Origin of the sequence: Undibacterium sp. SXout7W (assembly GCF_049339385.1) — a bacterium.
GTDB lineage: Bacteria > Pseudomonadota > Gammaproteobacteria > Burkholderiales > Burkholderiaceae_D > Undibacterium.
Map to the genome: position 1 here is coordinate 228,417 of NZ_JBMPPF010000001.1, position 22,657 is coordinate 251,073.

At 45.6% G+C, this 22,657-nt stretch carries 22 protein-coding genes; 17 read left to right on the forward strand and 5 right to left on the reverse strand.

Translation table 11 applies throughout. From position 1 onward, the window contains the following. Window positions 1-34: 34 nt before the first annotated feature. From ACO0LB_RS01010 to ACO0LB_RS01020, 3 genes are all read left to right on the forward strand, one after another. Window positions 35-2,449, forward strand: coding sequence for a tetratricopeptide repeat protein (locus ACO0LB_RS01010; protein ID WP_423045597.1), 2,415 nt, complete (start codon window positions 35-37; stop codon window positions 2,447-2,449). Then, window positions 2,449-3,570, forward strand: a complete 1,122-nt coding sequence (locus ACO0LB_RS01015; protein WP_423045599.1) for a DegT/DnrJ/EryC1/StrS family aminotransferase — start codon at window positions 2,449-2,451, stop codon at window positions 3,568-3,570. Before ACO0LB_RS01010 ends, ACO0LB_RS01015 begins: the two co-directional genes overlap by 1 nt. A gap of 207 nt (window positions 3,571-3,777) precedes the next feature. Next, complete coding sequence (locus ACO0LB_RS01020; protein ID WP_423045600.1) at window positions 3,778-5,370, forward strand: Wzy polymerase domain-containing protein; 1,593 nt, start codon at window positions 3,778-3,780, stop codon at window positions 5,368-5,370. Between the two features lie 165 nt (window positions 5,371-5,535). On the opposite strand, the gene moaC is transcribed toward ACO0LB_RS01020, so the two are convergent. Then, window positions 5,536-6,051 (reverse strand): cyclic pyranopterin monophosphate synthase MoaC, encoded by a 516-nt coding sequence (moaC, locus tag ACO0LB_RS01025; protein WP_423045602.1) that lies wholly within the window; start codon window positions 6,049-6,051, stop codon window positions 5,536-5,538. A gap of 241 nt (window positions 6,052-6,292) precedes the next feature. On the opposite strand from moaC, the gene ACO0LB_RS01030 reads away from it, so the two are divergent. From ACO0LB_RS01030 to ACO0LB_RS01060, 7 genes are all read left to right on the forward strand, one after another. Further along, window positions 6,293-7,648 carry a M48 family metalloprotease gene (locus tag ACO0LB_RS01030; RefSeq protein ID WP_423046122.1) on the forward strand — a complete coding sequence of 452 codons (1,356 nt, stop codon included), beginning with the start codon at window positions 6,293-6,295 and terminating at the stop codon, window positions 7,646-7,648. Between the two features lie 317 nt (window positions 7,649-7,965). Further along, window positions 7,966-9,015 (forward strand): 3-oxoacyl-ACP synthase III family protein, encoded by a 1,050-nt coding sequence (locus ACO0LB_RS01035; protein WP_423045604.1) that lies wholly within the window; start codon window positions 7,966-7,968, stop codon window positions 9,013-9,015. 13 nt (window positions 9,016-9,028) lie between these two features. Continuing rightward, entirely contained in the window at window positions 9,029-9,253 is a 225-nt protein-coding gene (locus tag ACO0LB_RS01040) for an acyl carrier protein (RefSeq protein WP_423045606.1), read from the forward strand. Window position 9,254: 1 nt separating this feature from the next. Further along, window positions 9,255-10,319, forward strand: a complete 1,065-nt coding sequence (locus ACO0LB_RS01045) for a 3-oxoacyl-ACP synthase III family protein (protein WP_423045607.1) — start codon at window positions 9,255-9,257, stop codon at window positions 10,317-10,319. After that, complete coding sequence (locus ACO0LB_RS01050; RefSeq protein ID WP_423046124.1) at window positions 10,319-11,077, forward strand: SDR family NAD(P)-dependent oxidoreductase; 759 nt, start codon at window positions 10,319-10,321, stop codon at window positions 11,075-11,077. Before ACO0LB_RS01045 ends, ACO0LB_RS01050 begins: the two co-directional genes overlap by 1 nt. 2 nt (window positions 11,078-11,079) lie before the next feature. Beyond that, window positions 11,080-11,724 carry an acetyltransferase gene (locus ACO0LB_RS01055; RefSeq protein WP_423045609.1) on the forward strand — a complete coding sequence of 215 codons (645 nt, stop codon included), beginning with the start codon at window positions 11,080-11,082 and terminating at the stop codon, window positions 11,722-11,724. Beyond that, on the forward strand, window positions 11,721-12,740 hold the full coding sequence (locus ACO0LB_RS01060; protein WP_423045611.1) for a Rieske 2Fe-2S domain-containing protein: 1,020 nt from the start codon (window positions 11,721-11,723) through the stop codon (window positions 12,738-12,740). Before ACO0LB_RS01055 ends, ACO0LB_RS01060 begins: the two co-directional genes overlap by 4 nt. A 68-nt stretch (window positions 12,741-12,808) precedes the next feature. Here ACO0LB_RS01060 and ACO0LB_RS01065 read toward each other — a convergent pair whose 3' ends face one another. From ACO0LB_RS01065 to ACO0LB_RS01080, 4 genes are read right to left on the reverse strand one after another with little or no spacing between them, the layout of a single operon-like run. Continuing rightward, window positions 12,809-13,408 carry a DUF2946 family protein gene (locus ACO0LB_RS01065; RefSeq protein ID WP_423045613.1) on the reverse strand — a complete coding sequence of 200 codons (600 nt, stop codon included), beginning with the start codon at window positions 13,406-13,408 and terminating at the stop codon, window positions 12,809-12,811. Beyond that, the gene (locus ACO0LB_RS01070) at window positions 13,408-14,352 is read right to left on the reverse strand and encodes a YheT family hydrolase (RefSeq protein ID WP_423045615.1); all 945 of its coding nucleotides are present in this window, start codon (window positions 14,350-14,352) and stop codon (window positions 13,408-13,410) included. Before ACO0LB_RS01070 ends, ACO0LB_RS01065 begins: the two co-directional genes overlap by 1 nt. Before the next feature lie 7 nt (window positions 14,353-14,359). Next, window positions 14,360-14,791, reverse strand: a complete 432-nt coding sequence (locus tag ACO0LB_RS01075) for a YybH family protein (protein ID WP_423045616.1) — start codon at window positions 14,789-14,791, stop codon at window positions 14,360-14,362. A gap of 54 nt (window positions 14,792-14,845) precedes the next feature. Next, a complete protein-coding gene (locus tag ACO0LB_RS01080) occupies window positions 14,846-15,058 on the reverse strand; it encodes a zinc-finger domain-containing protein (protein WP_423045618.1) in 213 nt (70 codons plus the stop codon). Between the two features lie 163 nt (window positions 15,059-15,221). On the opposite strand from ACO0LB_RS01080, the gene ACO0LB_RS01085 reads away from it, so the two are divergent. The 7 genes from ACO0LB_RS01085 to purE all read left to right on the forward strand — a co-directional run bounded on the left by ACO0LB_RS01085 (window position 15,222) and on the right by purE (window position 22,096). Continuing rightward, window positions 15,222-15,944, forward strand: a complete 723-nt coding sequence (locus ACO0LB_RS01085) for an AzlC family ABC transporter permease (RefSeq protein WP_423045620.1) — start codon at window positions 15,222-15,224, stop codon at window positions 15,942-15,944. Next, window positions 15,941-16,264, forward strand: coding sequence for an AzlD domain-containing protein (locus ACO0LB_RS01090; RefSeq protein ID WP_423045621.1), 324 nt, complete (start codon window positions 15,941-15,943; stop codon window positions 16,262-16,264). Before ACO0LB_RS01085 ends, ACO0LB_RS01090 begins: the two co-directional genes overlap by 4 nt. Window positions 16,265-16,591: 327 nt before the next feature. Beyond that, window positions 16,592-17,782, forward strand: coding sequence for a phosphoglycerate kinase (locus ACO0LB_RS01095; RefSeq protein ID WP_423045623.1), 1,191 nt, complete (start codon window positions 16,592-16,594; stop codon window positions 17,780-17,782). A gap of 302 nt (window positions 17,783-18,084) precedes the next feature. Then, the gene (gene pyk / locus ACO0LB_RS01100; protein WP_423045625.1) at window positions 18,085-19,518 is read left to right on the forward strand and encodes a pyruvate kinase; all 1,434 of its coding nucleotides are present in this window, start codon (window positions 18,085-18,087) and stop codon (window positions 19,516-19,518) included. Between the two features lie 28 nt (window positions 19,519-19,546). Next, window positions 19,547-20,611, forward strand: coding sequence for a class II fructose-bisphosphate aldolase (gene fba, locus ACO0LB_RS01105; RefSeq protein WP_423045626.1), 1,065 nt, complete (start codon window positions 19,547-19,549; stop codon window positions 20,609-20,611). Window positions 20,612-20,699: 88 nt separating this feature from the next. Further along, a complete protein-coding gene (locus ACO0LB_RS01110) occupies window positions 20,700-21,596 on the forward strand; it encodes a phosphoribosylaminoimidazolesuccinocarboxamide synthase (RefSeq protein WP_423045628.1) in 897 nt (298 codons plus the stop codon). Between the two features lie 2 nt (window positions 21,597-21,598). After that, the gene (purE, locus tag ACO0LB_RS01115; RefSeq protein WP_423045630.1) at window positions 21,599-22,096 is read left to right on the forward strand and encodes a 5-(carboxyamino)imidazole ribonucleotide mutase; all 498 of its coding nucleotides are present in this window, start codon (window positions 21,599-21,601) and stop codon (window positions 22,094-22,096) included. Window positions 22,097-22,657: the final 561 nt, after the last annotated feature.

Genomic DNA, 22,657 nt, shown 5'->3' on the forward strand with positions numbered 1-22,657 from the left:
ACTCGAGAATCATTCGACAATATCAGAGCCCTCAATGGAAAAAAAAGGTTTTTTACAACGGATCAAACGTATTTTGGGAGCACCTTCTGAACCAAAAAATACGGCAACAGTAGGTGATGACAGGGCGAAATTAATCTTAAAAGAGGGAAATGATTTTGAAGATCAAGGTAGCTTTGATCAGGCATTATCTACGTATGAGTATCTGTTGACTATCTATCCTCAAATGGCTCGGGCACACCTGAATAAAGGTAACGTGTTCATGAAAATGGAGCGTTTTTCTGATGCTTTATCGTCATATAACACAGCTATTGAACTTGACCATTCTTATGCTGCCGCATATTACAATAAAGGCAATGCTTTGGCGAAGCTTGGAAGTAAGCACGACGCTATAGAAGCATACAACATTGCACTGAAATATAATCCTATTTTCTTTCAGGCATTGGTAGCCAAAGGAAATGTTTTGATTGATGTTGATCGGCACGAAGAGGGTATAGATTCCTATGAGCAGGCACTAAAATTTAACCCAGGGTCGACTGATGTGTATAGTAATCTTGCGACCGTTTTACTGAAATTAGGAAAACATGACAAGTTTATTAAAATATTAAATAACACGATTAAGTCGAATCCTAATGATGCTAATTCATTTTTTTCCTTAGGAAATCTCTATCTAGCTAGCGGAGATATTGCCAGTGCACAGGCTGCGTTTCGTCAGATTGTACAAATACCACTTGTTAGCGTCGAGTTGTTGAATGCGGTTGGACGCGAATTAAATAGTCAAGGCGATTATGCCGACGCAAAAAAATCTCTTTTACGTGCTTTAGCCAGTGACGATAGCATCGCTGATATTCATAATAACTTGGGCTTAGCTTACTTCGGTTTATTGCAACTAGACGATGCTTTAAAAAGCTTTGAGGTTGCTGTACTTTACTCAAGTGATACACCAGATTATTTTGTAAACATTGGAAATGTTCACGCTGCCCGTGGTGATCTTGAGAAAGCGATCAAATCTACAAAAGAGGCATTAAAAATAAATCCTGAATTTTTTATGGCAGTCAACAATTTAGGAGCATATTATAAAGACAGTGGGCAAATTGATAATGCGGTTGATAGCTTCAAAAAATCAGTGGAGCTAAATCCAGAGTTTAATGGCGGATATAGTAATTATTTATTTTGTTTAAGTCATAAGACATCGGTGACTGCGAATGAATTATTCAATGAACATTGTCGATTTGGAGCTCAATATGAAGCCTCTCTCAGCGATAAGAAGTTTGAGTACGATAGCACTGCTGACACAGAACGATTTTTAAAAATAGGTTTTGTGTCTGGAGACTTATTTAATCACGCTGTCGCATCTTTTTTTGAGCCAATACTGGCATCTCTCGCAAAAAAAACAAAATTACATATTTATGTGTATAGCAACAATCCTGTAGAAGATAACGTTACACAGCGAATGAAAGCGTATGTACGTTCTTGGCTGAAAGTAGCTAATTTATCGGACGATAAACTTGCAGAGATGATCCATGGAGATAAAGTTGATATTCTGATCGATCTCTCCGGCCATACTGCAATGAATAGACTTCTGACGTTTGCGAGGAAGCCAGCTCCCATACAAGCGAGTTGGATCGGATATCCAGGAACAACCGGCCTGACATCGATGGATTATTACATCGGTGATCGTTACTTTATTCCTCCAGAAAAGGTAGCGCAGCAATTTGTCGAAAAGCTGGCAATTATTCCAATTTCAATTACGTTCCAGCCAGAGCATGATGCTCCTGATGTGAATTCTCTGCCTGCGTTAAGTAATGGTTACATAACATTCGGTAGTTTTAACCGGATCGATAAGATCAATCGGGAAGTGATTGCGCTTTGGGGGCAATTATTGAGAGCAATACCGGAATCCAGAATGATTTTTGGTGGCTTGCCAGCAAGAGAAAGTTGCCAACAGTTGCTGAAATGGTTGGCGGAGGAAGGAATTTCTGAAGATAGATTGACGTTGTATCAGCGTACTAATATGCGAGATTACCTTGCACTCCATCACAAAGTTGATGTCTGTCTTGATACTTTCCCTTATACCGGTGGTACGACGACGAATCATGCATTGTGGATGGGTGTTCCCACGTTAACGATGACTGGCGCAACAATTTCAGGTCGACAAGGAGCGAGTAATCTTTCTCACGTTGGTTTGCAGTCAATATTTGTTGCTGAAGGGCCTGACGACTTTGTCAGCAAGGGTAGGGCTATTGCGATGCAACACCAAGAGCTATCAGAAATTCGTACGGGATTGCGGCAACGCTTTCTTGATTCTGCCTTTTGTCAGCAGGGACTGGTTGCGGATTCTTTCGAGTATGCGTTACGACATATGTGGAAACGTTGGTGTGCAGATTTAGCACCTGCGACATTTGAAGTAATCAAAAAAGATACGCAGTTTGATATCAAGGAATTTATCTGATGCCGAAACATAGTGTCACCCCTATTTATGTGACCCGACCCGAGTTGCCTCCTTTGGATGAATTTATTCCTTACCTGGAGAAGATGTGGGGAAGCCGGATTTTGACTAATTGTGGACCATTTCACCAGCAGTTGGAAACGGCTTTGTGTCAATACTTAGGGGTGCCCTATATCTCTTTATTTGCCAATGCGACGATCGCGTTGCTTGCTGCGTTTAAGGCGCTTCATATCGAGGGTGAGGTTATTACGACGCCTTATTCTTTTGTTGCCACCTCGCACGCGCTTCTGTGGAATGGCCTCACGCCTGTTTTTATAGATGTTGATCCTGTTACTTTAAATCTTGATCCTGACAAAATTGAGGCAGCGATTACAGAAAAGACGTCGGCGATCTTGCCTGTACATTGCTACGGACATCCATGTGATGTTGAAAAAATTCAGAAAATTGCCGATAAATATAAATTAAAAGTAATTTACGACGCGGCCCATGCATTTGGTGTTGTGGGAGACCATGGCAGTATTCTGAACGAGGGAGACCTTTCGGTTCTGAGTTTTCATGCCACCAAAGTGTTTAATACATTTGAAGGTGGGGCGATTATTTCAGCTGATCCTGCAATGAAACATCTGATTGATGATCTGAAAAATTTTGGGTTTGAGGATGAAGTCAGTGTTATTGCCACTGGGATCAACGGCAAGATGAGCGAGATGAACGCAGCGCTTGGCCTACTGCAATTAAAGTATGTTGATCAAGCAATTGTAAAGAGAGGACAAATTGATGCGCGTTACAGAGAAAAATTAAGTTCAATTAATGGCGTCAGATGTCTGGATCGTAATGGGCAAAAACGCTCTAACTATTCATATTTTCCTTTATTAATCGAAGCTCATTTTCCCTTGAGCAGGGATGCGCTGTACCTGAAATTGAAGTCTTTCAATATTCATCCGCGCCGCTACTTCTATCCATTGATTTCAGAATTTGAGATGTACAGCAAACTGGCATCCGCAGATAAAATAGGCCTACCCATTGCCCACCATGCTTCCGAAATGGTGCTTTGCTTACCTATTTACCCAGATTTATCAATGTCAGATGTGGATAATATTGTCGATATTATTGCTGATGTAACATAAATTCAGATGGTGTATCGCTGCACTGCATATTGCTGATGTGTGACATATGCAAGGACAGATGAAGAGCGCCTCCAACTATTGACCAACCTAATTAATTGACAAGTGATTCATCAACATCGTTTTCCCATATTGCTACTGGCTATGGGTGTGGTAATTTCATTTCTGATTCCTTACCATTTACATCCACTTCGTTCCTACGTGAATGATGTGGCAATCATCGTTTCCTTCATTGTGGCGGCTGCCATATTAGCGAGGGAAAATGCATTTTCCTGGCATGGACATGCAATAACAAAATTGTTTCTGTGCTTTCCTTTATTGATGCTGATTCAATATTTGTTTTTTCAGCATCAATCTTGGGCGGATTTATTATTACCAGTAGCTTATTTTTTTCTTGCTGCTTTGGCCACAGTGATTGGTACGTCTCTCTCGCAGAGTAGAACGGAGAGAGATCATTTGGCGCTGATGATGGCGAGTGCATTTTTTATCGCCAGCCTGTTGTCTGTGGTTATTCAAATTCTTCAGGTTTCTGGGCTGTCTTTGGCACCTGTCGTAATGTACATGGGGAAAACGACGATTTTTCCTCGTCCTTACGGCAATATTGCACAGCCTAATCAGCTTGCATTAATACTTTGCTTTGGCTTGGCGGGTTTAATTTTTTTATATCGAGTACAGCGTTTATCCAACATACTGACGGTTATCAGTGCAATCATGTTATTGCTCGGTCTGGTCATGACGCAATCACGCATAGGTTGGATTATCATTCCAGCCTATGCTCTCTTCTTGTTGCGCAAAGATGAACATCCTAAGACTGTTCCCGGCGCTATTTTGTTGGGCTATGTATGTCTCTATTTTTTTCTCGTATTTTTTGAGTCTCATATTGTTGGATTATTAGGATGGCAGGGCGGCTCTGTGATTGAGCGCATTGGTGGTGTCCGTTCAGAGCGCGCTGCTTTGTGGCAACAAGCATGGCATATAGCATCGCATCACCCTTGGGTAGGGATTGGATGGTTTGGTTTTGGGGAGGAGCAGGTGCGTATTGCCGCTAATTTCCCCTCATCTACTTATGCTGAACACAGTCATAATGTGGTGTTGAATCTTGCAGCAGAAATGGGCTGGCCGTTTACTATTATCCTATTGGCGTTTCTATCCTGGTGGGTATATCAGACATGCGTTTTGAGCGGGCAAAGTTTGGCTGTGCGTTTTGCCAGCTTTTGCTTATTGGCAGTCATGGTGCATAGCATGGTGGAGTTTCCGCTCTGGTATGCCTACATTTTGCTACCTGTCGCTATGCTAATGGGTATGCTGCAACAAAATCGCTGGCCGGCAAACGGTGTGGTGTTACCTTCAGTGTTGGTTATCAGTGGAGCATTGATTACATTGGCGCTTATCGTCGTTTTGAGCTTGGATTATCGTCGAGTAGTGCAGGCATTTGATGTATTAAGATCCGAGGGCGCTAAAAATCAGAAATCGTTACAGCAACCTGCTATCACCATATTTCCTCAGTTTTACGATTATTTTAAATTGATGAGTATCGTTCCCACAGAAGGGATGCATGATGATGAAATTGCTTTTATAGAGAGTGCTACGTACCGGTTTGGTTTTATGCATAATTTAAACAAACTAGCTGAGGCGTGTGTTCTGAATGGCCGACAAGATCAAGCTATTCAGGTAATGCGCACATTACAACGCTTGCATCCAGATGGTTACCCGGAATATTTTGACTACTGGCGCGCTAAAGCAGCAATGGATCCGCGATATATGAATGTGTTTAAAAAAATGCTGCCACGTAACTCACCATAAATTTTCTATTGATCCAATGTCACCAGAACCAGATGTTCTCTGGATTCATCCGTTACAGAAGAAAGAAACTGTGGGCGGTCATTTTTACTGGTATTCACATGATCGGTAAAAATGACTTTGACCAAATGAGTAGCGCAACAGCACGCAGGGGAAACGCATACTGAACTAGTTTTCCCCAGCATCATCAATCAGACTGATCCAGTCGCCCGATTTGCCCCCATGCTTCTCCATAACACGTATATCGCTCATCACCATTCCGCGATCAACGGCCTTACACATATCATAAATTGTCAATAGACCAATTTGTACTGCTGTTAATGCTTCCATTTCCACGCCAGTTTTACCAAACGTTTCAACTTGTGCGGTACAGCTTATCGTTGCTTTTTCTTCCATAATGTTAAAATCGACAGCAACCTTAGTCAGAGCCAGAGGATGGCACAAAGGAATCAGATCGCTGGTACGTTTTGCGCCCATGATGGCGGCAATGCGGGAAATTCCGAGCACATCACCTTTCTTTGCATTACCCGATTGTATGATGGCAAGTGTTTCAGGGCGCATGCGAATAGCGCCGCTGGCAATTGCCATGCGATGTGTATCTTGTTTTTCTATAACATCGACCATATGTGCCTGTCCTGTTTCATCAAAATGGGTTAGGCCAGTTGCTGCAGTTTCTGTCGTCATAGCGTGAGGAGATCAGTTGAAGATGTTCGGAGTATATCCAGCAGCGCAGCATCATAGTGCGATCGCAACGAAAAAAAATGTGTTGCGTTTACGTTTCATACAAATTCTGCTGGCGACTACACTTTGTTGTACTTCCTCAATATGCTCGGAGCTAGCGGTAGCGCAGAACCTTCCTACCTTAGGAGATACTGCACGCGAAGAATTATCACCACTCGCGGAACGTAAGTTGGGCGAGCAGATTATGAATGTTGTTCGGCGGGATCCAGACTATATTGATGATGGTCCTGTGTCCGAATACTTGAACCGGCTTGGCAATAAATTGCTGGATGCCAGCCCTGACGCGCGCGGTGAGCAGCGTTATGATTTTGAATTTTTTGCCGTACGAGATCCTGTGCTGAATGCATTTGCGTTTCCAGGTGGATTTATCGGTTTTCATTCTGGATTAATACTGACTTCACAGTCTGAGTCTGAGCTTGCTTCTGTCATGGGTCATGAAATTGGCCATGTCGCTCAACGTCATATAGCAAGAATGCTGAGTAGTCAAAAGTATGATGCGCTCATCCCCTTAGCTGCATTAGCGTTAGCAGTCCTCGCCTCGCGCTCCAGCCCAGATGCTGCCATTGCACTGGCGGCAGGTGGCCAGGGGCTGGCAATACAAAAACAACTCAACTTCAGTCGAGAGGCAGAACGAGAGGCTGATCGTATAGGTTTTCAGATTTTGCGTGATTCGGGTTTTGATGCAAACGGTATGGTCAGCTTTTTTGGCCGGTTACAGGCTTCTACGCGAAATTACAATGATAATGCACCGGCGTATCTGCGCAGTCATCCTTTAACTAGCGAACGTATTGCCGATATTCAGACGAGAGTATTAGATCAGCGGTATAAGCAAATTTCTGACAGTCTCGACTTTTTTTTGATGAAAGCACGGATCCGGGTGTTGCAGGATCCGACAGTACAAGGCTTACTGGATAGTAAGCTTGCATTTGATTTGCAAATGAAGTCGGAAAGAGTTGAGGATAAAATTGCGGCTAAATATGGCTTAGCTTTTGTCGCGCTAAAACAATTAGATTATCTGAAAGCAGACAGTTTATATTCTGACGTTAAAAAACAGGTCGAAAATAATCCAGTATTACAGCCCATTTTGACTCGTAGCAGTGTATTCAGTAGCCTTTCAATTGATATCGCTATAGCCGAAAAAAAATATGATTACGCGATTCGTGAAGCCGAAAAATCGATAGAGCAACTTCCTTTGTCACGAGGGCTCGTGTACCAATATGTGGAGGCTTTGCTTGCTGCACAAAAAGTAGGGCAGGCAGAAAGCTATTTGCGGGATCAACTCGTTTTATATCGCCAAGATGCAAAACTACAGAATCTGCTGGCGAAAGTGTACGAAATCCAAGGTAAGCAAGCATTGCAGCATATCGCCTTGGCGGAAGCATATGCAATTCAGGCGAATTGGAGGGCTGCGATGCAACAACTGGATATCGCAAGACGTGAAAAGGATGCTCAGTATTACGAGCAATCCGTCATTGATGCACGTGAACGAGAATGGTCGGTTTTACATAAAGAAGAATTGCAAGAAAAGAAAATTAAATGAAAACCAGTGATGGGTTGCAATTGCGACATTTTTGGTTTTTGACATGACATAAGACAAGTGTCCAAGCTGTCTTGGGTTTGCGTCCCATATCTGATATTTATTCATTGAATTAACGATTTTCGTATTACGTAGTTGGTACAATGTAAATGAGTAATAGATTGTCGTTTCATAAAGTCTATTTCGTGTTTCAGCGATAGTTGTCAAAACGTAATTTCGTTTAGTTTTCGTTGAAGTATTTCAAAATTATAAAAATAAGAAAATTAGCCCAAATAAAATTGGCTTTTATATATGTTGATACTTGGTTCGGAAAATGTGAAATGAGTCTACGTCTCGTCGCTAGCCTGAAAGCAATAAGTTACTCATTGCCAGACCCCGTCTTGACCAATCAAGATTTATCAGAATGTTTTCCAGAATGGACTGCGGAAAAGATTTTTGAAAAAACGGGAATACGTGAGCGACGTATTGCGCATCCTGAACAAACTGCGAGTGATCTCGCGGTGGAAGCTGCTGATCTGCTTTTTATCAATGACCAATTTAATCGCGAAGATGTGGACTATTTGTTATTTTGTACGCAGACGCCCGATTATCTCTTGCCGACCTCTGCTTGTTTAATTCATCAGCGATTAGGTTTAAGGAAGAACTGTGCTGCCTTGGATTTAAATATGGGGTGCTCTGGCTACATCTACGGTTTATCAATGGCAAAAGCTCTTGTCGAATCAGGTATGGCGAAATGTGTTCTCCTATTGACAGGCGACACCTACAGTAAGCTGTTACATGCTGAGGATAGAAGTGTGAGGCCACTTTTTGGTGATGCCGCAACAGCTAGTTGGATTGCAGTGCAGGAGTCAAACATCCCCTTGATTGGCCCTGTGATTCTAGGCACAGACGGAGCAGGCGCAGACAATCTTATCGTGCCATCCAGTGCATGTCGCGCAATGGGAACGCACACGTCAGAAACGTTCACTGATCATGCAGGGCTAGAGCGTTCTGCCAGACATTTATACATGGATGGCCCTGAGATTATGAAATTTACGCTGACCTGCATACCTAGTCTTTGCACTCAAATATTACAGCAAGCCAAGCTATCATGGGATCAGTTGGACTGCATAGTGTTTCATCAGGCAAATCGCTTCTTGTTAGAGGCGCTGCGTAAGAAATTACGGATTCCTGCTGATCGATTTTTGATTGAGATGGAATATGTAGGTAATACTGTTTCTTCATCAATTCCGCTGGCATTAGCTATTGGGGTGGAGAGGGGGAAGGTCGCAGGGACTATGACGATAATGTTGACAGGTTTTGGTGTGGGTTATTCTTGGGGATCATGCATTCTTAGGCTAAACCAACAATTAACGATTATGCACAAATAACGAGGGAAATAAAATGCAGGAATTTTTTGAAGGTTTGGCAGAAATTTTAGAAATTGATGTTGCGCTTGTGACGCCAGAATTACACTTGCAAGATTATGCATGGGACTCTTTGGCAGTAGTTTCTACCATGGCTTTGGTGGATGATATTTTCTCTGTCATGTTGGATGGCCAATCTCTTTCTAAATGCTTAAGTGTTGCGGACATTGTTGCCTTAATAGAAGGTGCTAGAAAGGATTGACATGACCACTCATCACTCCTCGAAAGGTATGCGCATACTCACAGAGAAGGTAGCATTGCGAGGAATTGTTAGCGCAGTTCCTTCCAGAGTTAAACAAAATTCTGAGTTTATGGATGTCTTCGATGAGCAAGTCATTGCAGAAGTTTCCAAAATGACCGGTGTTCAAACACGCCGGGTTGCTGGTACCGACCAGACAACGGCTGATTTATGTGAAGCTGCTGCACGGCAGTTGATGCACGACTTGCAATGGGAAAGTGACAGTGTTGACGCTATTTTATTTATTTCACAGACCCCGGATTATCGCCTTCCCGCAACAGCTTGCGCATTGCAGGCACGTCTGGGGTTGGCTACACATTGTGCAGCCTTGGATGTGAACCTTGGATGTTCTGGTTATGTATACGGTTTATGGCTTGCATCACGCTTAATTGATGGTATCGCAGTGAAACGGGTTTTACTTCTAGTCGGCGATACTACCAGTAAAACCGTAGATCCCACTGATCGTGCTACTGCTATGCTATTTGGTGATGCGGGTACTGCGACAGCATTGGAGTTTAGTGCAGATGCAATGGCATCGTATTTTGTGCTGGGCACTGACGGTCAAGGTGAACGAAATTTGATAATACCAAATAGCTTATATCGCAGTAAGTCGAAGCTCGACGTGCGAATGCAAAATGTAAATCCGGATTTTTTGTTTATGGATGGTGCCGAAGTATTTAATTTTACTTTGCGTAGTATTCCTTCCTTGATCAGTGATGTTCTTGCATTTGCAGATATACAGATCGATCAAGTTGATCAATTTCTATTTCATCAGGCTAATACTTTTATGATTCGCCATATAGCGAAGAAGTTGAAATTGCCGACAGAAAAAGTCCCCATCAATATTAGCCGCTTTGGTAATACATCTAGTGCATCGATTCCCTTATTAATCTCAGAATTGCGAGAAACTCAGATTATGTCTGGTATGCAGGTGATGGCTGGATTTGGTGTCGGTTACTCGTGGGCAGCGACCGTAATGAATTTTGATGCAATGTTATCGTGCCGTTTAATTGAGGTTGGAGAAGTATGATTTTTCAAGAAAATTCTTTGAAAGATAAACGTATTCTCGTGACAGGTGCTTCTTCTGGAATTGGTCGAGCATGTGCGCAAATGTTTGCCGCTTGTGGAGCACAATTACTTATATGTGGGCGTGATCAGGAGCGACTTTTGGCCACCTTATCATCGTTGCATGGGAAAGAGCATAAGATGTTGCTTTGCGATTTGGACGGTAGTGATCATGTGGTAGAACTGATTCAAGACCATGTTAGGGATGCTGAAAGTTTAGATGGGATTCTGCACGCTGCTGGTATTAGTATGGTACGTCCCGTTAAGCTCTCTAAGGAAAAGCAATTCGATGAGGTTTTTACGTCAAGTATTAAATCAGCTGTTGCATTGGCGCGTGCAGCATCATTAAAAGGCGTAATGAATAATGGTGGCTCGATTACTCTAATGTCGTCTGTGGCAGCGGTTCGAGGACAAGCTGGAATGAGTTTGTATTCTTCAGCCAAAGCAGCCATAGAAGGATTAAGTCGTTCTCTTGCGGTTGAGTTTGCACCACGTGGGATACGTGTGAACGCAATAGCTGCTGGTGCTGTTAAGACAGAAATGCATGCGCGTCTAGTTCAGGGATTATCACCGGAATCTGTTGCTGAGTACGAAGGAAAGCATCTTTTAGGTTTTGGTGAAGCGATAGATATTGCTCATGCTGCTACGTTCATGATGTCCGATGCAGGGCGCTGGATGACTGGAGCGAGCCTGGTACTTGATGGCGGATATACAGTGAGATAGCGATGGTACATAAACATAATATTGTGATTGTCGGTGCCGGAGGCATGGCGCAAGAGGTGATGGCTTTACTAAAACCTTTAGAGCAGCAGGGCGAAATTGTTATTCAGGGAATTATTGACGATACGATTAGTCCGCGGGCATGTTTTCATGTCGATTATCCTTACCCTGTTTTAGGAGGTATTGCCGATTATCAACCCGTTTCTGGCACAGAACTCATTTTAGCTATAGGAGAGCCGCAGTCCAGACTGAAAATTGCGCAAAATTTACGGGAAAAGGGCGCAAAATTTTATAATTATATTCATCCTAATGCTGTAATTGCACACAATGCACAAATCGGCGAGGGCGTAATTATTTATCCCTTTTCTTTAATTTCCGCAAATACCAAACTAGAAGATTTTGTTGTAATCAATTGTCACTCCGGAGCTGGGCATGACGTTTATGTCGGAGAGGCAAGCGTTATTTGTGCGCATGTTGATCTTACTGGCCATGTGAAGATTGGTAAGGCGGTGCTGGTAGGTTCTCATGCATCTGTTTTGCCGCATGTTCAGGTGGGAGACTATGCGAAGGTTGGGGCAGGCTCTATTGTTGTCAGAAACGTTAAAGAGAATGTAACGGTTTTTACACCACCGGCCAGGAGCTTGTCATGAACGATTTAGATTTACGTGATCAATTCTGGCATTTGATTTGTCATCGCTCTGAGTTGCCAAAGCAAGGGGATTTCTTACGCCTGAATTGGCTGGGGCAAGACATTGTCGTTTGTAATGATGCGGATAATTTACTTGTTTTTGATAACTTATGTCCACATCGTGGCTCAAGATTTTTCTCTGAATTTCATGGCAATGCGCCAATTTCCTGTCCATATCATGGCTGGAGTTTTCAGAATGGGCATCTACATATTCCTTGTATCGAAAAATTCTCGCAAGATGATTTGCGAGATGTGAATTTGCGGCAATGGCAGTCAGACTGGTGTGGGGATTTTTTATTTGTCAGTCCTCGCCCTTTAGTAACGTTAGAGAGTCAACTTGCAGGATTGTTTGATAAGCTAGCTTCTATTTCTATGGATATTCATGGTAGGGCAGACTGGAACGCTTATTCTTACGAATGTAATTGGAAGATCGCTATAGAAAATGCGTTGGATGCTTTGCATGCCCCGTTTGTGCATCCTACATCTCTTGGTCGTCTTAACTTGTCCGAGCCAAAAGATGAGTATATGAATAAGAATTCGGCAGTTTATTTTCGCATTTTAGATGCGTCGTATGAGAAAAAATTACGTAGGGCGAGCAAAGCATTTCAACTTGGCGAGCAGTATGACGGTTATATGAGTTTATATCTATTTCCTTTTTCTATGCTTTCATCTACTTTTGGATATTCGTATTCGTTGCAAAATTTTTTTCCTGCGAGAGAGAGAAATAGAACAAACTTCTACAGTCGTTTGTTGAAGTCTAATTTGGCACCGAGTTTTCCACCATCAGGAATGGATCATTTTTTTGCTTCAACTGCATTAGTAAATCGTCAGGTATTCGAAGAAGATCACGTGATTTGTCAGCAAATAGATATGAGTGGTTACGATATTTTTCAGACTCGAATGCTATCGGTAGATGAGGAAAAAATTGTTCATTTTCGCCAGAGCTTGCAAAGTCTGGATTATCAGGAAAGATATTAACTGCATGAATGTGGTTAATACCAACGTATGTCAGTTAATGAGGTGCTCTTTTTAGATGATAGTTCTTTTTATGTTTGATTGCTTTTTGGGGCGGTCACAAAAAAACATTCATTCCGTATCTCTTGCCAAGTAGTTCTTAGAAGGGCCAATTTAATTTGACTCTCAACTACATTGAGTACTGCTCCTGTAGTCTCATCACTATCCAGCCAAGCCATCAAAATATTCTCACCACTCTGCGAATGAATGCGAATTGAGTCTACACAATTCATCAAATCTCTGTCGTCGATTATGTGAATCAGGCCATCTCCCTTTATAAATAAGCGTCCATTTTCATCTAGATATGCTTGGTCGGGTTGACGCAGCAAGTCACCAGTATGTTTAATTAATCCTTCTGGAGTCGTGCGCAGAATATACGGCGTCGTTTCCAAATCAACATATACTCGTTGAGGCCCATTCTGAAAAAACCAGCAGCCGCGTTCATCAACGGTGTAGTTGCGGTTGATGAAGTTGATCAATGCAGGATGGCGGATGACGTCTCCGGGTAGATCGAGTGTTTGGCAGCGTTCATCGCGCATGCGCCATTGGCCGCGTGCATCCAGTGCCAGCCAGCCGTAGCAATGTGGGACATTTGGCCATTTATTCATGGCGGCTTTAACGATGTCGTCCATTACATCTGCTTTTCAAAAAAGGTTAGGATTTTCATTGGTAGCCAGTCTAGTTTTCCTGGAATATTGCCATTGGCAAAGCCGACATGTCCACCGTGTTCGGGATAGTCGAGAGTAACACTATCAGAGGCTTGCCGGGGTAAGTGCTGACCAGGCAGGAATGGATCGTTAAGTGCATTTAATACCAGCGTAGGAACGGTGATGTCGGTCATCACATGACGGGCACTTGCCCGGTTCCAGTAATCGTTGGTATCGCGATAGCCATGCAGCGGTGCTGTGACGATATTGTCGAAATCGTATAAATTTTTGGCGTTCAACATGGCGCGCTGATCGAACAAACCGGGGAATTGTGTCAGTTTCTCCAGACATTTGGGTTTCAGCGTTTTCAGAAACATGTGAGTGTAGAGCATGTTAAAACCACTGGAGAGCGATGCTCCTCCCTGTGCAAGATCAACCGGAGCGGAAATGGCGCAGGCAGCCTGAATATTCTCGGCCTGATGTTGTGACTCCCCCAACCAGCGTAATAGCGCATTGCCACCAAGTGAAACTCCAGCTGCAAAAAAATAACTGTATGGACGTTTTTGTTGCAGCCGTTGAATAATCCAGTGAATTTCCTCGGCATCACCAGAATGATAAAAGCGTGGCGCTTTGTTGAGTTCACCTGAGCAGCCACGAAAATGTGGAACTGCTCCCGACCAGCCTCGTTCTTTGATGGCCGACATCAGTGCTCTGGCGTAGTGACTGTCGCTGGAGCCTTCAAGTCCATGAAACAGCACGACAAACGGCTTGTCTGCATCGCCATCAACAAAATCGACATCAATGAAATCGCCGTCTGGCGTACTCCAGCGCTCACGTCTGAATGCAACTACCGGTTTTGCAATGCCGATGGCCGGGTAGATCGTTTGCAGATGGCCGCCCGGTAGCCATCTTGGAGACTGGTATTTCATCGAGTGACTAATGTAAAACGCTGGCTTTGAATAAATCCAGTGGCGGTTTGCCCACGGCGACTGACGCATGGTGCATCGTAATACGCCAGCCGTGAGGTGTTTTTACGTAGACATTGGTGGCCAGTACATGTGCTTCCGGAGCGCTGTCCGTCTGGTGCTGAACTTCTTCAATGACACTGTGTACCGCCGTCAACATGTTGTGAGTGGCATGTAATTGAACGGGATGAATATGTACGCTACCACGTTCAAAAATCGCTTCCCATGAACTTCTGATCGCTGCATGACCTATCAGGCGGGATGCCCCTGGATGAATGCAGACAATTTCTTCATCTTCTGCCCACAAGGACATCAGTGTGTCCAGATCAGCGCGGCTGAGAGCGTCATAAAATGCGATCTCGACTTCGTCCGCGCTACCGTTGAGTTGCTTTTTTGCTGGCATGATGTTGATCCGGAAGATGAGTGTCAGCGTCGTGATGAGTTGCTGAAGGTGTTCTTAGTGTCCTTTGATGACTGTTCCAGGTGCTAGCTTGTATTGCGTGCCGCAGTAAGAACAGGTTGCAGAGCCGCCGTGTGACAAATCCAGATAGACGCGTGGATGTGAAGACCAGAGCGGCATCGCAGGGTTGGGGCAGTGCGCAGGCAAGTCTTTGGCTTGTAATTCAACAACATTATTTGCAGTAGAGGTTGCAGTAGTAGTGCTGGACATAATGACTCCGGTATTAAATACAGTAAGGTGCGATCAAACTTTGATGTTCGACGTACTTCTGCGAACATCAGCAAACGCACATTTTAGCAGTCTCTGCGGCCTGATTAGCAGTGATTTGCATTCGGCTTTAAAATGGATGCTTTCATCATAACAACACTTCCTCATGCAATCTGATATCGATAAAGCGGCTTTTAAGGAAGGAATGCGGGTAGGGATGCCGACCTGGTTTGGTGTCGGAGCATGGGGATTAGTCGTCGGTGTGGCGATGATCAAGGCTGGCTTGACGGTGCCGCAGGCGCTTGGTATGACTCTTCTGGTGTTTGCCGGGTCTGCGCAATTGACATCGTTACCGCTGATTGCGGCAAACGCGCCGTTATGGGTTGTCTTCGTTACTGCGCTGGTTGTGAATTTACGGTTTGTGATCTTTTCTGCGATCCTCGCTCCTCATTTTGCGTATTTGCCCTGGCGCACCCGTGGCTGGCTTGGTTATCTGAGCGGAGATATTTCTGTCGGGCTTTTTATGCAGCGCTATCCGTCGGCGATTGATGAACAGGGAAAACTCGCGTTCCTGAAAGCATTGGTATTTCCGAACTGGACTTCATGGCAGCTGGGATCCATTATCGGAATTTTGCTTGGCAGCCAGATTCCTGCCAGTTGGGGCCTGGGCTTTGCCGGGACTTTGGCTATTTTATGCATTATGTTACCGCTGATTATCAATCGCGCTGCCTTTGTCGGCGTTCTGGTTGCCAGCGTAGTGGGGGTGATGGCGGTGAATGTCCCGTATAAACTTGGCTTGCTACTGGCGGTTATTCTTGGAATGGCAACTGCGATGATATGGGATGAAAAAATCAGTTCACGCAAGATCGCAGATAAGGAAGCATCATGAGCGATTGGGAAGTCTGGGCAGTTATTTTTTTACTGATGGTGGCGACGTTTATTGCCCGCAGCGGATTCTGGCTACTGGGACATCGCGTGCAATTGCCGCCGCGTGTGCAGGAAGCACTCCGATACGCACCTGCGTGTGCTCTGGCGGCGATTGTCGTGCCAGATTTGCTGTTATCCGGAGGCGTGCCTGATGTCAGTAGCCATAATCCCAAATTATGGGCAGGCCTGCTTGCCACTGCATTTTTTCTGGTACGCAGAAATATGTTGCAAACGATTTTTTTCGGTATGGCCGTGTTTACCTATATTCGTCTGGGTCTATAGTGGATAAAAAGTGTCTGATCAGTACAATTTATCGACAAATCCCTGTAAACAATATGGTAGTGATGGCGGCTTTGGTAAAATAGCGGATTGAGGATAGATACAACATCATTTTGTTGTTGCTTGCTTACTTTTCCAGGTGCTCGTCTTTGTCTGCACACGTTGCTGGCAGAGGGCTGGTGGGGAAGCGGCATACATGCGATAGCCAGGTCGTGGTTGTCGTGTTGGAATGATTCTGTATCTATCCTGAGATAATTTTCTGGCGCTTTCTGCGTGTCGTCAGCAATTATTCTTCCATCAATCTTGCCGTTTTTATCATTTCATATCACGATGCAATTCAACCGACTCAGCGATCTTATCGCAGCCAATCAGCTTCAGGGTAAGCGCGTATTTATTCGCGCAGATCTTAATGTTCCACAAGACGATGCCGGTCAGATCACCGAAGATACCCGTATCCGCGTTTCTGTTCCCGCAATTCAGCAAGCGTTGCAGGCGGGCGCAGCAGTGATGGTGACGTCTCATCTTGGGCGTCCGGTCGAAGGTGAATTTAAACCGGAAGACAGCCTGGCACCGGTTGCTCGTCGACTGTCTGAGTTGCTGGGAATGCCGGTTGAGCTGAAGCAGAACTGGCTGGACGGTGTAGAAGTTGCACCAGGACAAGTGGTCTTGCTGGAAAATTGCCGTGTCAACAAAGGCGAAAAGAAAAATGACGACGGCTTGGCGCAGAAAATGGCCGCATTATGCGACGTTTATGTGAATGACGCTTTCGGGACGGCACATCGTGCTGAGGCTACCACCCACGGTATCGCCAAATTTGCACCTGTCGCTTGTGCTGGGCCTTTGCTGTCTGCCGAACTTGATGCTCTGGGCAAAGCGCTCGGTCAGCCAGCACGTCCGCTGGTCGCCATCGTGGCAGGTTCTAAAGTGTCGAGCAAACTGACAATTCTGAAGTCTCTGGCGGACAAAGTGGACAATCTGATCGTCGGTGGTGGTATTGCTAACACCTTCATGCTGGCGTCTGGCCTGAAAATAGGCAAATCCCTGGCCGAGGCGGATCTGGTCGATGAGGCAAAAGCGATCATCGACTTGATGGCAAAACGTGGTGCTTCAGTGCCTATTCCTACCGATGTGGTGTGCGCGAAAGAATTTTCCGCAACTGCGGTAGCGACCGTCAAACTGGTGGCTGATGTTGAAGACGATGACATGATTTTGGATATCGGCCCTGCAACTGCGGCATTGCTGGCTACGCAGATCAAACAATCCGGTACGATTGTCTGGAATGGTCCAGTCGGTGTTTTTGAATTTGATCAATTTGGAAACGGTACAAAAGTACTGGCACATGCCATTGCCGAATCCTCCGGTTTCTCTATTGCAGGCGGAGGCGACACGTTGGCAGCGATTGCCAAATATCAGATTGCTGATCGTATCGGCTATATCTCAACAGGTGGCGGTGCTTTCCTTGAGTTTTTGGAGGGAAAAACTTTGCCGGCAGTTGAGATTTTATTGAAACGTGCTGTTTGAGTACCAGTATTTCGATTAATGTGCAGCACCAATTGCTGCACATGATTCGTTATACCTAATTTGTGATGTATAAGCATGGATAAAGCGCACACTGAGTACATACTAAGTGCACACAGCGACACAATGCGACGTAATGCAACGTGAATACAGCGCAAATTTACAACGCGAACTACAACATGATGTATGCAGCGTGATGCGACGTAAGATGATGCGTAGCAAAACACGCAGCGCAGATCGGCGTGCTGCCTGCGATAGCCTCGACAACAGACAAGCTTTGCCACTATAAAAATTCAGGAGACCAGATGTTACGTGCCACCAAGATAGTTGCTACGATAGGCCCCGCTTCCAACGATCTGGAAACGCTGACTCGCATGATTCACGCGGGCGTGAACGTGGTACGTCTGAATTTTTCGCATGGTAAAGCGAACGATCATATTGAACGCGCCCGTATGGTGCGTGAAGCGGCGGCGGCTTGTGGTCGGGAAGTTGCGATTATGGCGGATTTGCAAGGTCCTAAAATCCGGATCGGCAAATTTGAGCACAATCGTATCCAGATCGAGAATGGTGACAAATTCATTCTTGATGCTGATTGCACCATGGGCAATCAGGAACGTGTCGGGCTTGATTACAAGGCGTTGCCACGTGATGTCAAACCACACGATATTCTGTTATTGAACGATGGATTGATCGTGCTGGTAGTCGAAAAAATTATCGGCAACGAAATTCATACCGTCACAAAAATCGGCGGGGAACTGTCGAATAACAAAGGGATTAATCGACAGGGGGGCGGGTTGACTGCTCCTGCACTGACCGCCAAAGATATGGAGGACATCAAAACAGCGATGTCTTTCCAGGCAGACTATATCGCCGTTTCATTCCCTAAAAATGCGACAGACATGGAGATGGCGCGCCAGTTATCGAATATTGCTGGTGAGCCATATAATCACAAGCCGATGATGATCGCTAAAATCGAGCGCGCAGAAGCTATTCCATTGTTGCAAGAAATCCTGGACGCATCTGACGGCATCATGGTTGCACGTGGTGATCTGGCTGTGGAAGTTGGCAATGCGGCAGTACCTGCTTTGCAAAAGCGCATGATCAAAATGGCACGTGCGTCCAACAAACTGGCCATCACGGCGACCCAGATGATGGAGTCCATGATCGTGAATGCCGTGCCAACGCGCGCTGAAGTATCTGACGTTGCCAATGCCGTGCTGGATGGCACCGATGCGGTGATGACTTCGGCTGAAACTGCGTCCGGAAAATATCCTATCGAAACAGTAGAGGCGATGTCTGCTATTTGTCTTGAGGCGGAAAAATTCCAGGAATATAAACTGGATGCTGATTTTTTAAATCTGACCTTCACCCGTATTGACCAGTCAATTGCTTATGGCGCACTGTTTACTGCGCATCATCTTGGTGTCAAGGCGATTGTGGCATTGACTGAATCTGGCTCCACAGCATTGTGGATGAGTCGTCATAGTATTAATGTGCCTTTGTTTGCGCTGACACCGAGCGTCGCTACCCAGCGTAAGGCCGCGTTGTATCGCAATGTCCGTACTTTTACCCTGCCATCGATTGCTGATCGTGATCTGGTGCTGAAATCGGCAGAAACGGTTTTGCTCGAAAACGGCGTTGTCAACCAGGGCGATATGATTGTCGTGACCTGGGGTGAGCCGATGGGACAGGTAGGCGGAACAAATGCAATGAAAATCGTCAAGGTCGGCGACAACTGATTTTTTTATAGTACTTCTGGAGTTTATTATGCCTCTCGTATCCATGCGTCAATTGCTGGACCACGCCGCCGAAAACGGCTACGGATTACCAGCGTTCAACGTTAACAACCTCGAACAGGTGACTGCGATCATGCAAGCCGCTGATGAAGTCGGCGCGCCCGTGATCATGCAGGCATCTGCCGGTGCTCGCAAATATGCAGGTGAAGCGTTTCTGCGCCATCTGATTGAAGCCGCAGTCGAAGCTTATCCACACATTCCTGTGGTGATGCATCAGGATCATGGCCAGTCGCCAGCCGTGTGTATGGCAGCGATCAAGTCCGGTTTCACATCCGTGATGATGGATGGTTCTTTGATGGAAGATGGCAAATCGGTCGCCAGTTACGAATACAACGTAGAAGTTTCACGTAAGGTAGTGGAATTTTCTCATGCAATCGGCGTGACAGTCGAAGCGGAACTGGGTGTACTTGGCTCCCTGGAAACCATGATGGGCGACAAAGAAGACGGTCACGGCGCGGATGGTAAAATGACGCGTGAACAGTTGTTGACTGACGTTCAGCAAGCGGCTGATTTTGTGAAACAAACCCAATGTGACGCGCTGGCGATTGCGATCGGTACTTCCCACGGTGCGTACAAATTCTCTCGCAAGCCAACTGGCGATATTCTGGCGATTGACCGCATCAAAGAAATCCATGCGCGTATTCCGAATACACATCTGGTGATGCACGGTTCCTCTTCAGTTCCTCAGGAACTGCTGGCTGAAATCCGTGAATTCGGCGGCGACATGAAAGAAACCTACGGTGTACCCGTAGAAGAAATCATCATCGGTATTCAGAATGGTGTACGTAAAATCAACATCGATACCGATATCCGTCTGGCGATGACTGGTGCGATCCGTCGTTATATGGCAGAGAATCCAGGTAAATTTGATCCTCGCGACTATCTGAAACCAGCACGTGAAGCCGCTAAACTGGTTTGTAAAGCACGTTATCTGTCTTTCGGTTGCGAAGGTCAGGCTGCAAAAATCAAACCCGTTGCACTGGAAAAAATCGCCGAGCAGTACAAAAAAGGCACGCTGGCTCAAATCGTCAACTAAGCTGATGTGATCCTTCAGGGCGCAACGATCGCGCCCTGAACATTTTTGCAGAATCAACATGGTTGTACCAGAAAAGTATTGAAAACTCATGACTACCCAAATCAACTCCACACTCCATTCCCTGCCTCTGTTAGGCCGTGGCAAAGTTCGTGATAACTACGCTGTTGGCGACGACAAATTGCTGATCGTGACCAGTGATCGTTTATCCGCGTTCGATGTCATCATGTCTGAACCTATTCCGGACAAAGGTCGTGTGTTGAACCAGATGGCAAATTTCTGGTTTGAAAAACTTGGCCATATTGTGCCAAATCACCTGACTGGCGTTGCACCGGAATCTGTGGTGGCGGCGGATGAGGTGGAGCAGGTTCGTGGTCGTGCAGTGGTGGCAAAACGCCTGAAGCCGATTATGGTCGAAGCAGTAGTGCGCGGCTATATCATCGGTTCTGGCTGGAAAGATTATCAGGATAGCGGCGCCATCTGCGGAATCACATTGCCTGCCGGATTGCCACAAGCGGCAAAATTGCCAGCGCCGATTTTCACACCGGCTGCCAAAGCTGACATGGGCGAGCACGATGAAAATATCAGCTATGCTGAAATGGAACAGCGTATTGGTGCCGAACTGGCAGCGAAGATCCGTGATATCAGTATCCAGCTGTATTCGGAAGCCGCTGAATATGCCGCAACACGTGGCATTATCATTGCTGATACCAAGTTTGAATTTGGTCTGGATGACAACGGCGTATTGCATCTGATGGATGAAGTATTGACGGCTGATTCGTCACGCTTCTGGCCTGCAGATTCGTATGCAACCGGTATTTCGCCACCTTCTTTTGACAAGCAGTTTGTGCGTGATTATCTGGAAACTATTACCAGCTGGAACAAGACGGCACCTGCGCCAAGTCTGCCGGATGATGTTGTGCAGAAAACCGCAGCCAAGTACCGCGAAGCGCTTGAGCGTCTGACGGGCGAAACCTTAAAGGCATGAGCATGGCACAAGCAGATAAAGTCCTTGTTGGTGTTGTGATGGGCTCCTCTTCGGATTGGGACGTCATGCAAAATGCCGTTTCTATCCTGAAAGAGTTTGGCATTCCGTTTGAAGCGCAGGTTGTTTCAGCGCATCGTATGCCCGACGATATGTTCACCTATGCTGAAACAGCGCGTGAACGTGGAATTCGCGCCATCATCGCTGGTGCCGGTGGTGCAGCACATTTGCCTGGCATGATTGCAGCAAAAACCATTGTGCCGGTGTTTGGTGTGCCGGTACCATCCAAATATCTGCGTGGCGAAGATTCTTTGTTGTCGATAGTGCAGATGCCAAAAGGCATCCCGGTGGCGACCTTCGCGATTGGCGAAGCGGGCGCAGCGAATGCCGCACTGGCAGCGATTGCCATGCTGGCGACGACGGATGATGCACTGGCGCAACAACTGTTGGATTTCCGGGCGAAGCAAACACAGGTCGCACGCGACATGGTGTTGCCGGTATAAGCGGTTAACAGGGGTTTGCCAGCACCAGACTAACGGCGACCCTCTTGATGCGCAATCGATGAGCAAAAAATGAGCAAAAACCACGATAACGATGGCAATGAAGACGACGATGGCGGCTTTTTGCTCTTTGATCAACTCTCATGAATAAGCGATGGCTCATCAGTCAGTCGTCACAAGTTATTGATCTTTGCTCATCAATCGCGGTCATTCCGGATGCTATACCTGTCCCCTACGCCGTAGCGTTTGGAAAGCTGATGAAAGACTGCTTTGCGGATCGATTTGAAGGTTGATTTAACTCTGATTCGTGGCGCTGATTCGTACGCCAGATGCAGTAGTTTCAATCCGATGGGTTGACGGATTCCCACTGCTGTCACTCTGCTGAAGCGTGTATCAAGATGGCTTCAATGAAGATGGCTTCAATGCGCGTATGGATGAATTTTTTGCTGTAGTGATTATCTGCTTTACAAGAGTAGATTTGTTTTGTGCTGACATGGCAGCAGACCAGACATGATGTTGGTTGCCCCGCAGTAAACGAAATAAGCTGTTTATATACTCCCCATA

Excerpts from the sequence above, each read along its gene's own strand:
- ACO0LB_RS01010 (WP_423045597.1), top strand. The coding sequence starts at position 35 with ATGGAAAAAAAAGGTTTTTTACAACGGATCAAACGTATTTTGGGAGCA.
- ACO0LB_RS01015 (WP_423045599.1), top strand. The coding sequence starts at position 2,449 with ATGCCGAAACATAGTGTCACCCCTATTTATGTGACCCGACCCGAGTTG.
- moaC (WP_423045602.1), bottom strand. The coding sequence starts at position 6,051 with ATGACGACAGAAACTGCAGCAACTGGCCTAACCCATTTTGATGAAACA.
- ACO0LB_RS01030 (WP_423046122.1), top strand. The coding sequence starts at position 6,293 with ATGAATGTTGTTCGGCGGGATCCAGACTATATTGATGATGGTCCTGTG.
- ACO0LB_RS01035 (WP_423045604.1), top strand. The coding sequence starts at position 7,966 with ATGAGTCTACGTCTCGTCGCTAGCCTGAAAGCAATAAGTTACTCATTG.
- ACO0LB_RS01040 (WP_423045606.1), top strand. The coding sequence starts at position 9,029 with ATGCAGGAATTTTTTGAAGGTTTGGCAGAAATTTTAGAAATTGATGTT.
- ACO0LB_RS01045 (WP_423045607.1), top strand. The coding sequence starts at position 9,255 with ATGACCACTCATCACTCCTCGAAAGGTATGCGCATACTCACAGAGAAG.
- ACO0LB_RS01055 (WP_423045609.1), top strand. The coding sequence starts at position 11,080 with ATGGTACATAAACATAATATTGTGATTGTCGGTGCCGGAGGCATGGCG.
- ACO0LB_RS01060 (WP_423045611.1), top strand. The coding sequence starts at position 11,721 with ATGAACGATTTAGATTTACGTGATCAATTCTGGCATTTGATTTGTCAT.
- ACO0LB_RS01065 (WP_423045613.1), bottom strand. The coding sequence starts at position 13,408 with ATGGACGACATCGTTAAAGCCGCCATGAATAAATGGCCAAATGTCCCA.
- ACO0LB_RS01070 (WP_423045615.1), bottom strand. The coding sequence starts at position 14,352 with ATGAAATACCAGTCTCCAAGATGGCTACCGGGCGGCCATCTGCAAACG.
- ACO0LB_RS01075 (WP_423045616.1), bottom strand. The coding sequence starts at position 14,791 with ATGCCAGCAAAAAAGCAACTCAACGGTAGCGCGGACGAAGTCGAGATC.
- ACO0LB_RS01080 (WP_423045618.1), bottom strand. The coding sequence starts at position 15,058 with ATGTCCAGCACTACTACTGCAACCTCTACTGCAAATAATGTTGTTGAA.
- ACO0LB_RS01085 (WP_423045620.1), top strand. The coding sequence starts at position 15,222 with ATGCAATCTGATATCGATAAAGCGGCTTTTAAGGAAGGAATGCGGGTA.
- ACO0LB_RS01090 (WP_423045621.1), top strand. The coding sequence starts at position 15,941 with ATGAGCGATTGGGAAGTCTGGGCAGTTATTTTTTTACTGATGGTGGCG.
- ACO0LB_RS01095 (WP_423045623.1), top strand. The coding sequence starts at position 16,592 with ATGCAATTCAACCGACTCAGCGATCTTATCGCAGCCAATCAGCTTCAG.
- pyk (WP_423045625.1), top strand. The coding sequence starts at position 18,085 with ATGTTACGTGCCACCAAGATAGTTGCTACGATAGGCCCCGCTTCCAAC.
- fba (WP_423045626.1), top strand. The coding sequence starts at position 19,547 with ATGCCTCTCGTATCCATGCGTCAATTGCTGGACCACGCCGCCGAAAAC.
- ACO0LB_RS01110 (WP_423045628.1), top strand. The coding sequence starts at position 20,700 with ATGACTACCCAAATCAACTCCACACTCCATTCCCTGCCTCTGTTAGGC.
- purE (WP_423045630.1), top strand. The coding sequence starts at position 21,599 with ATGGCACAAGCAGATAAAGTCCTTGTTGGTGTTGTGATGGGCTCCTCT.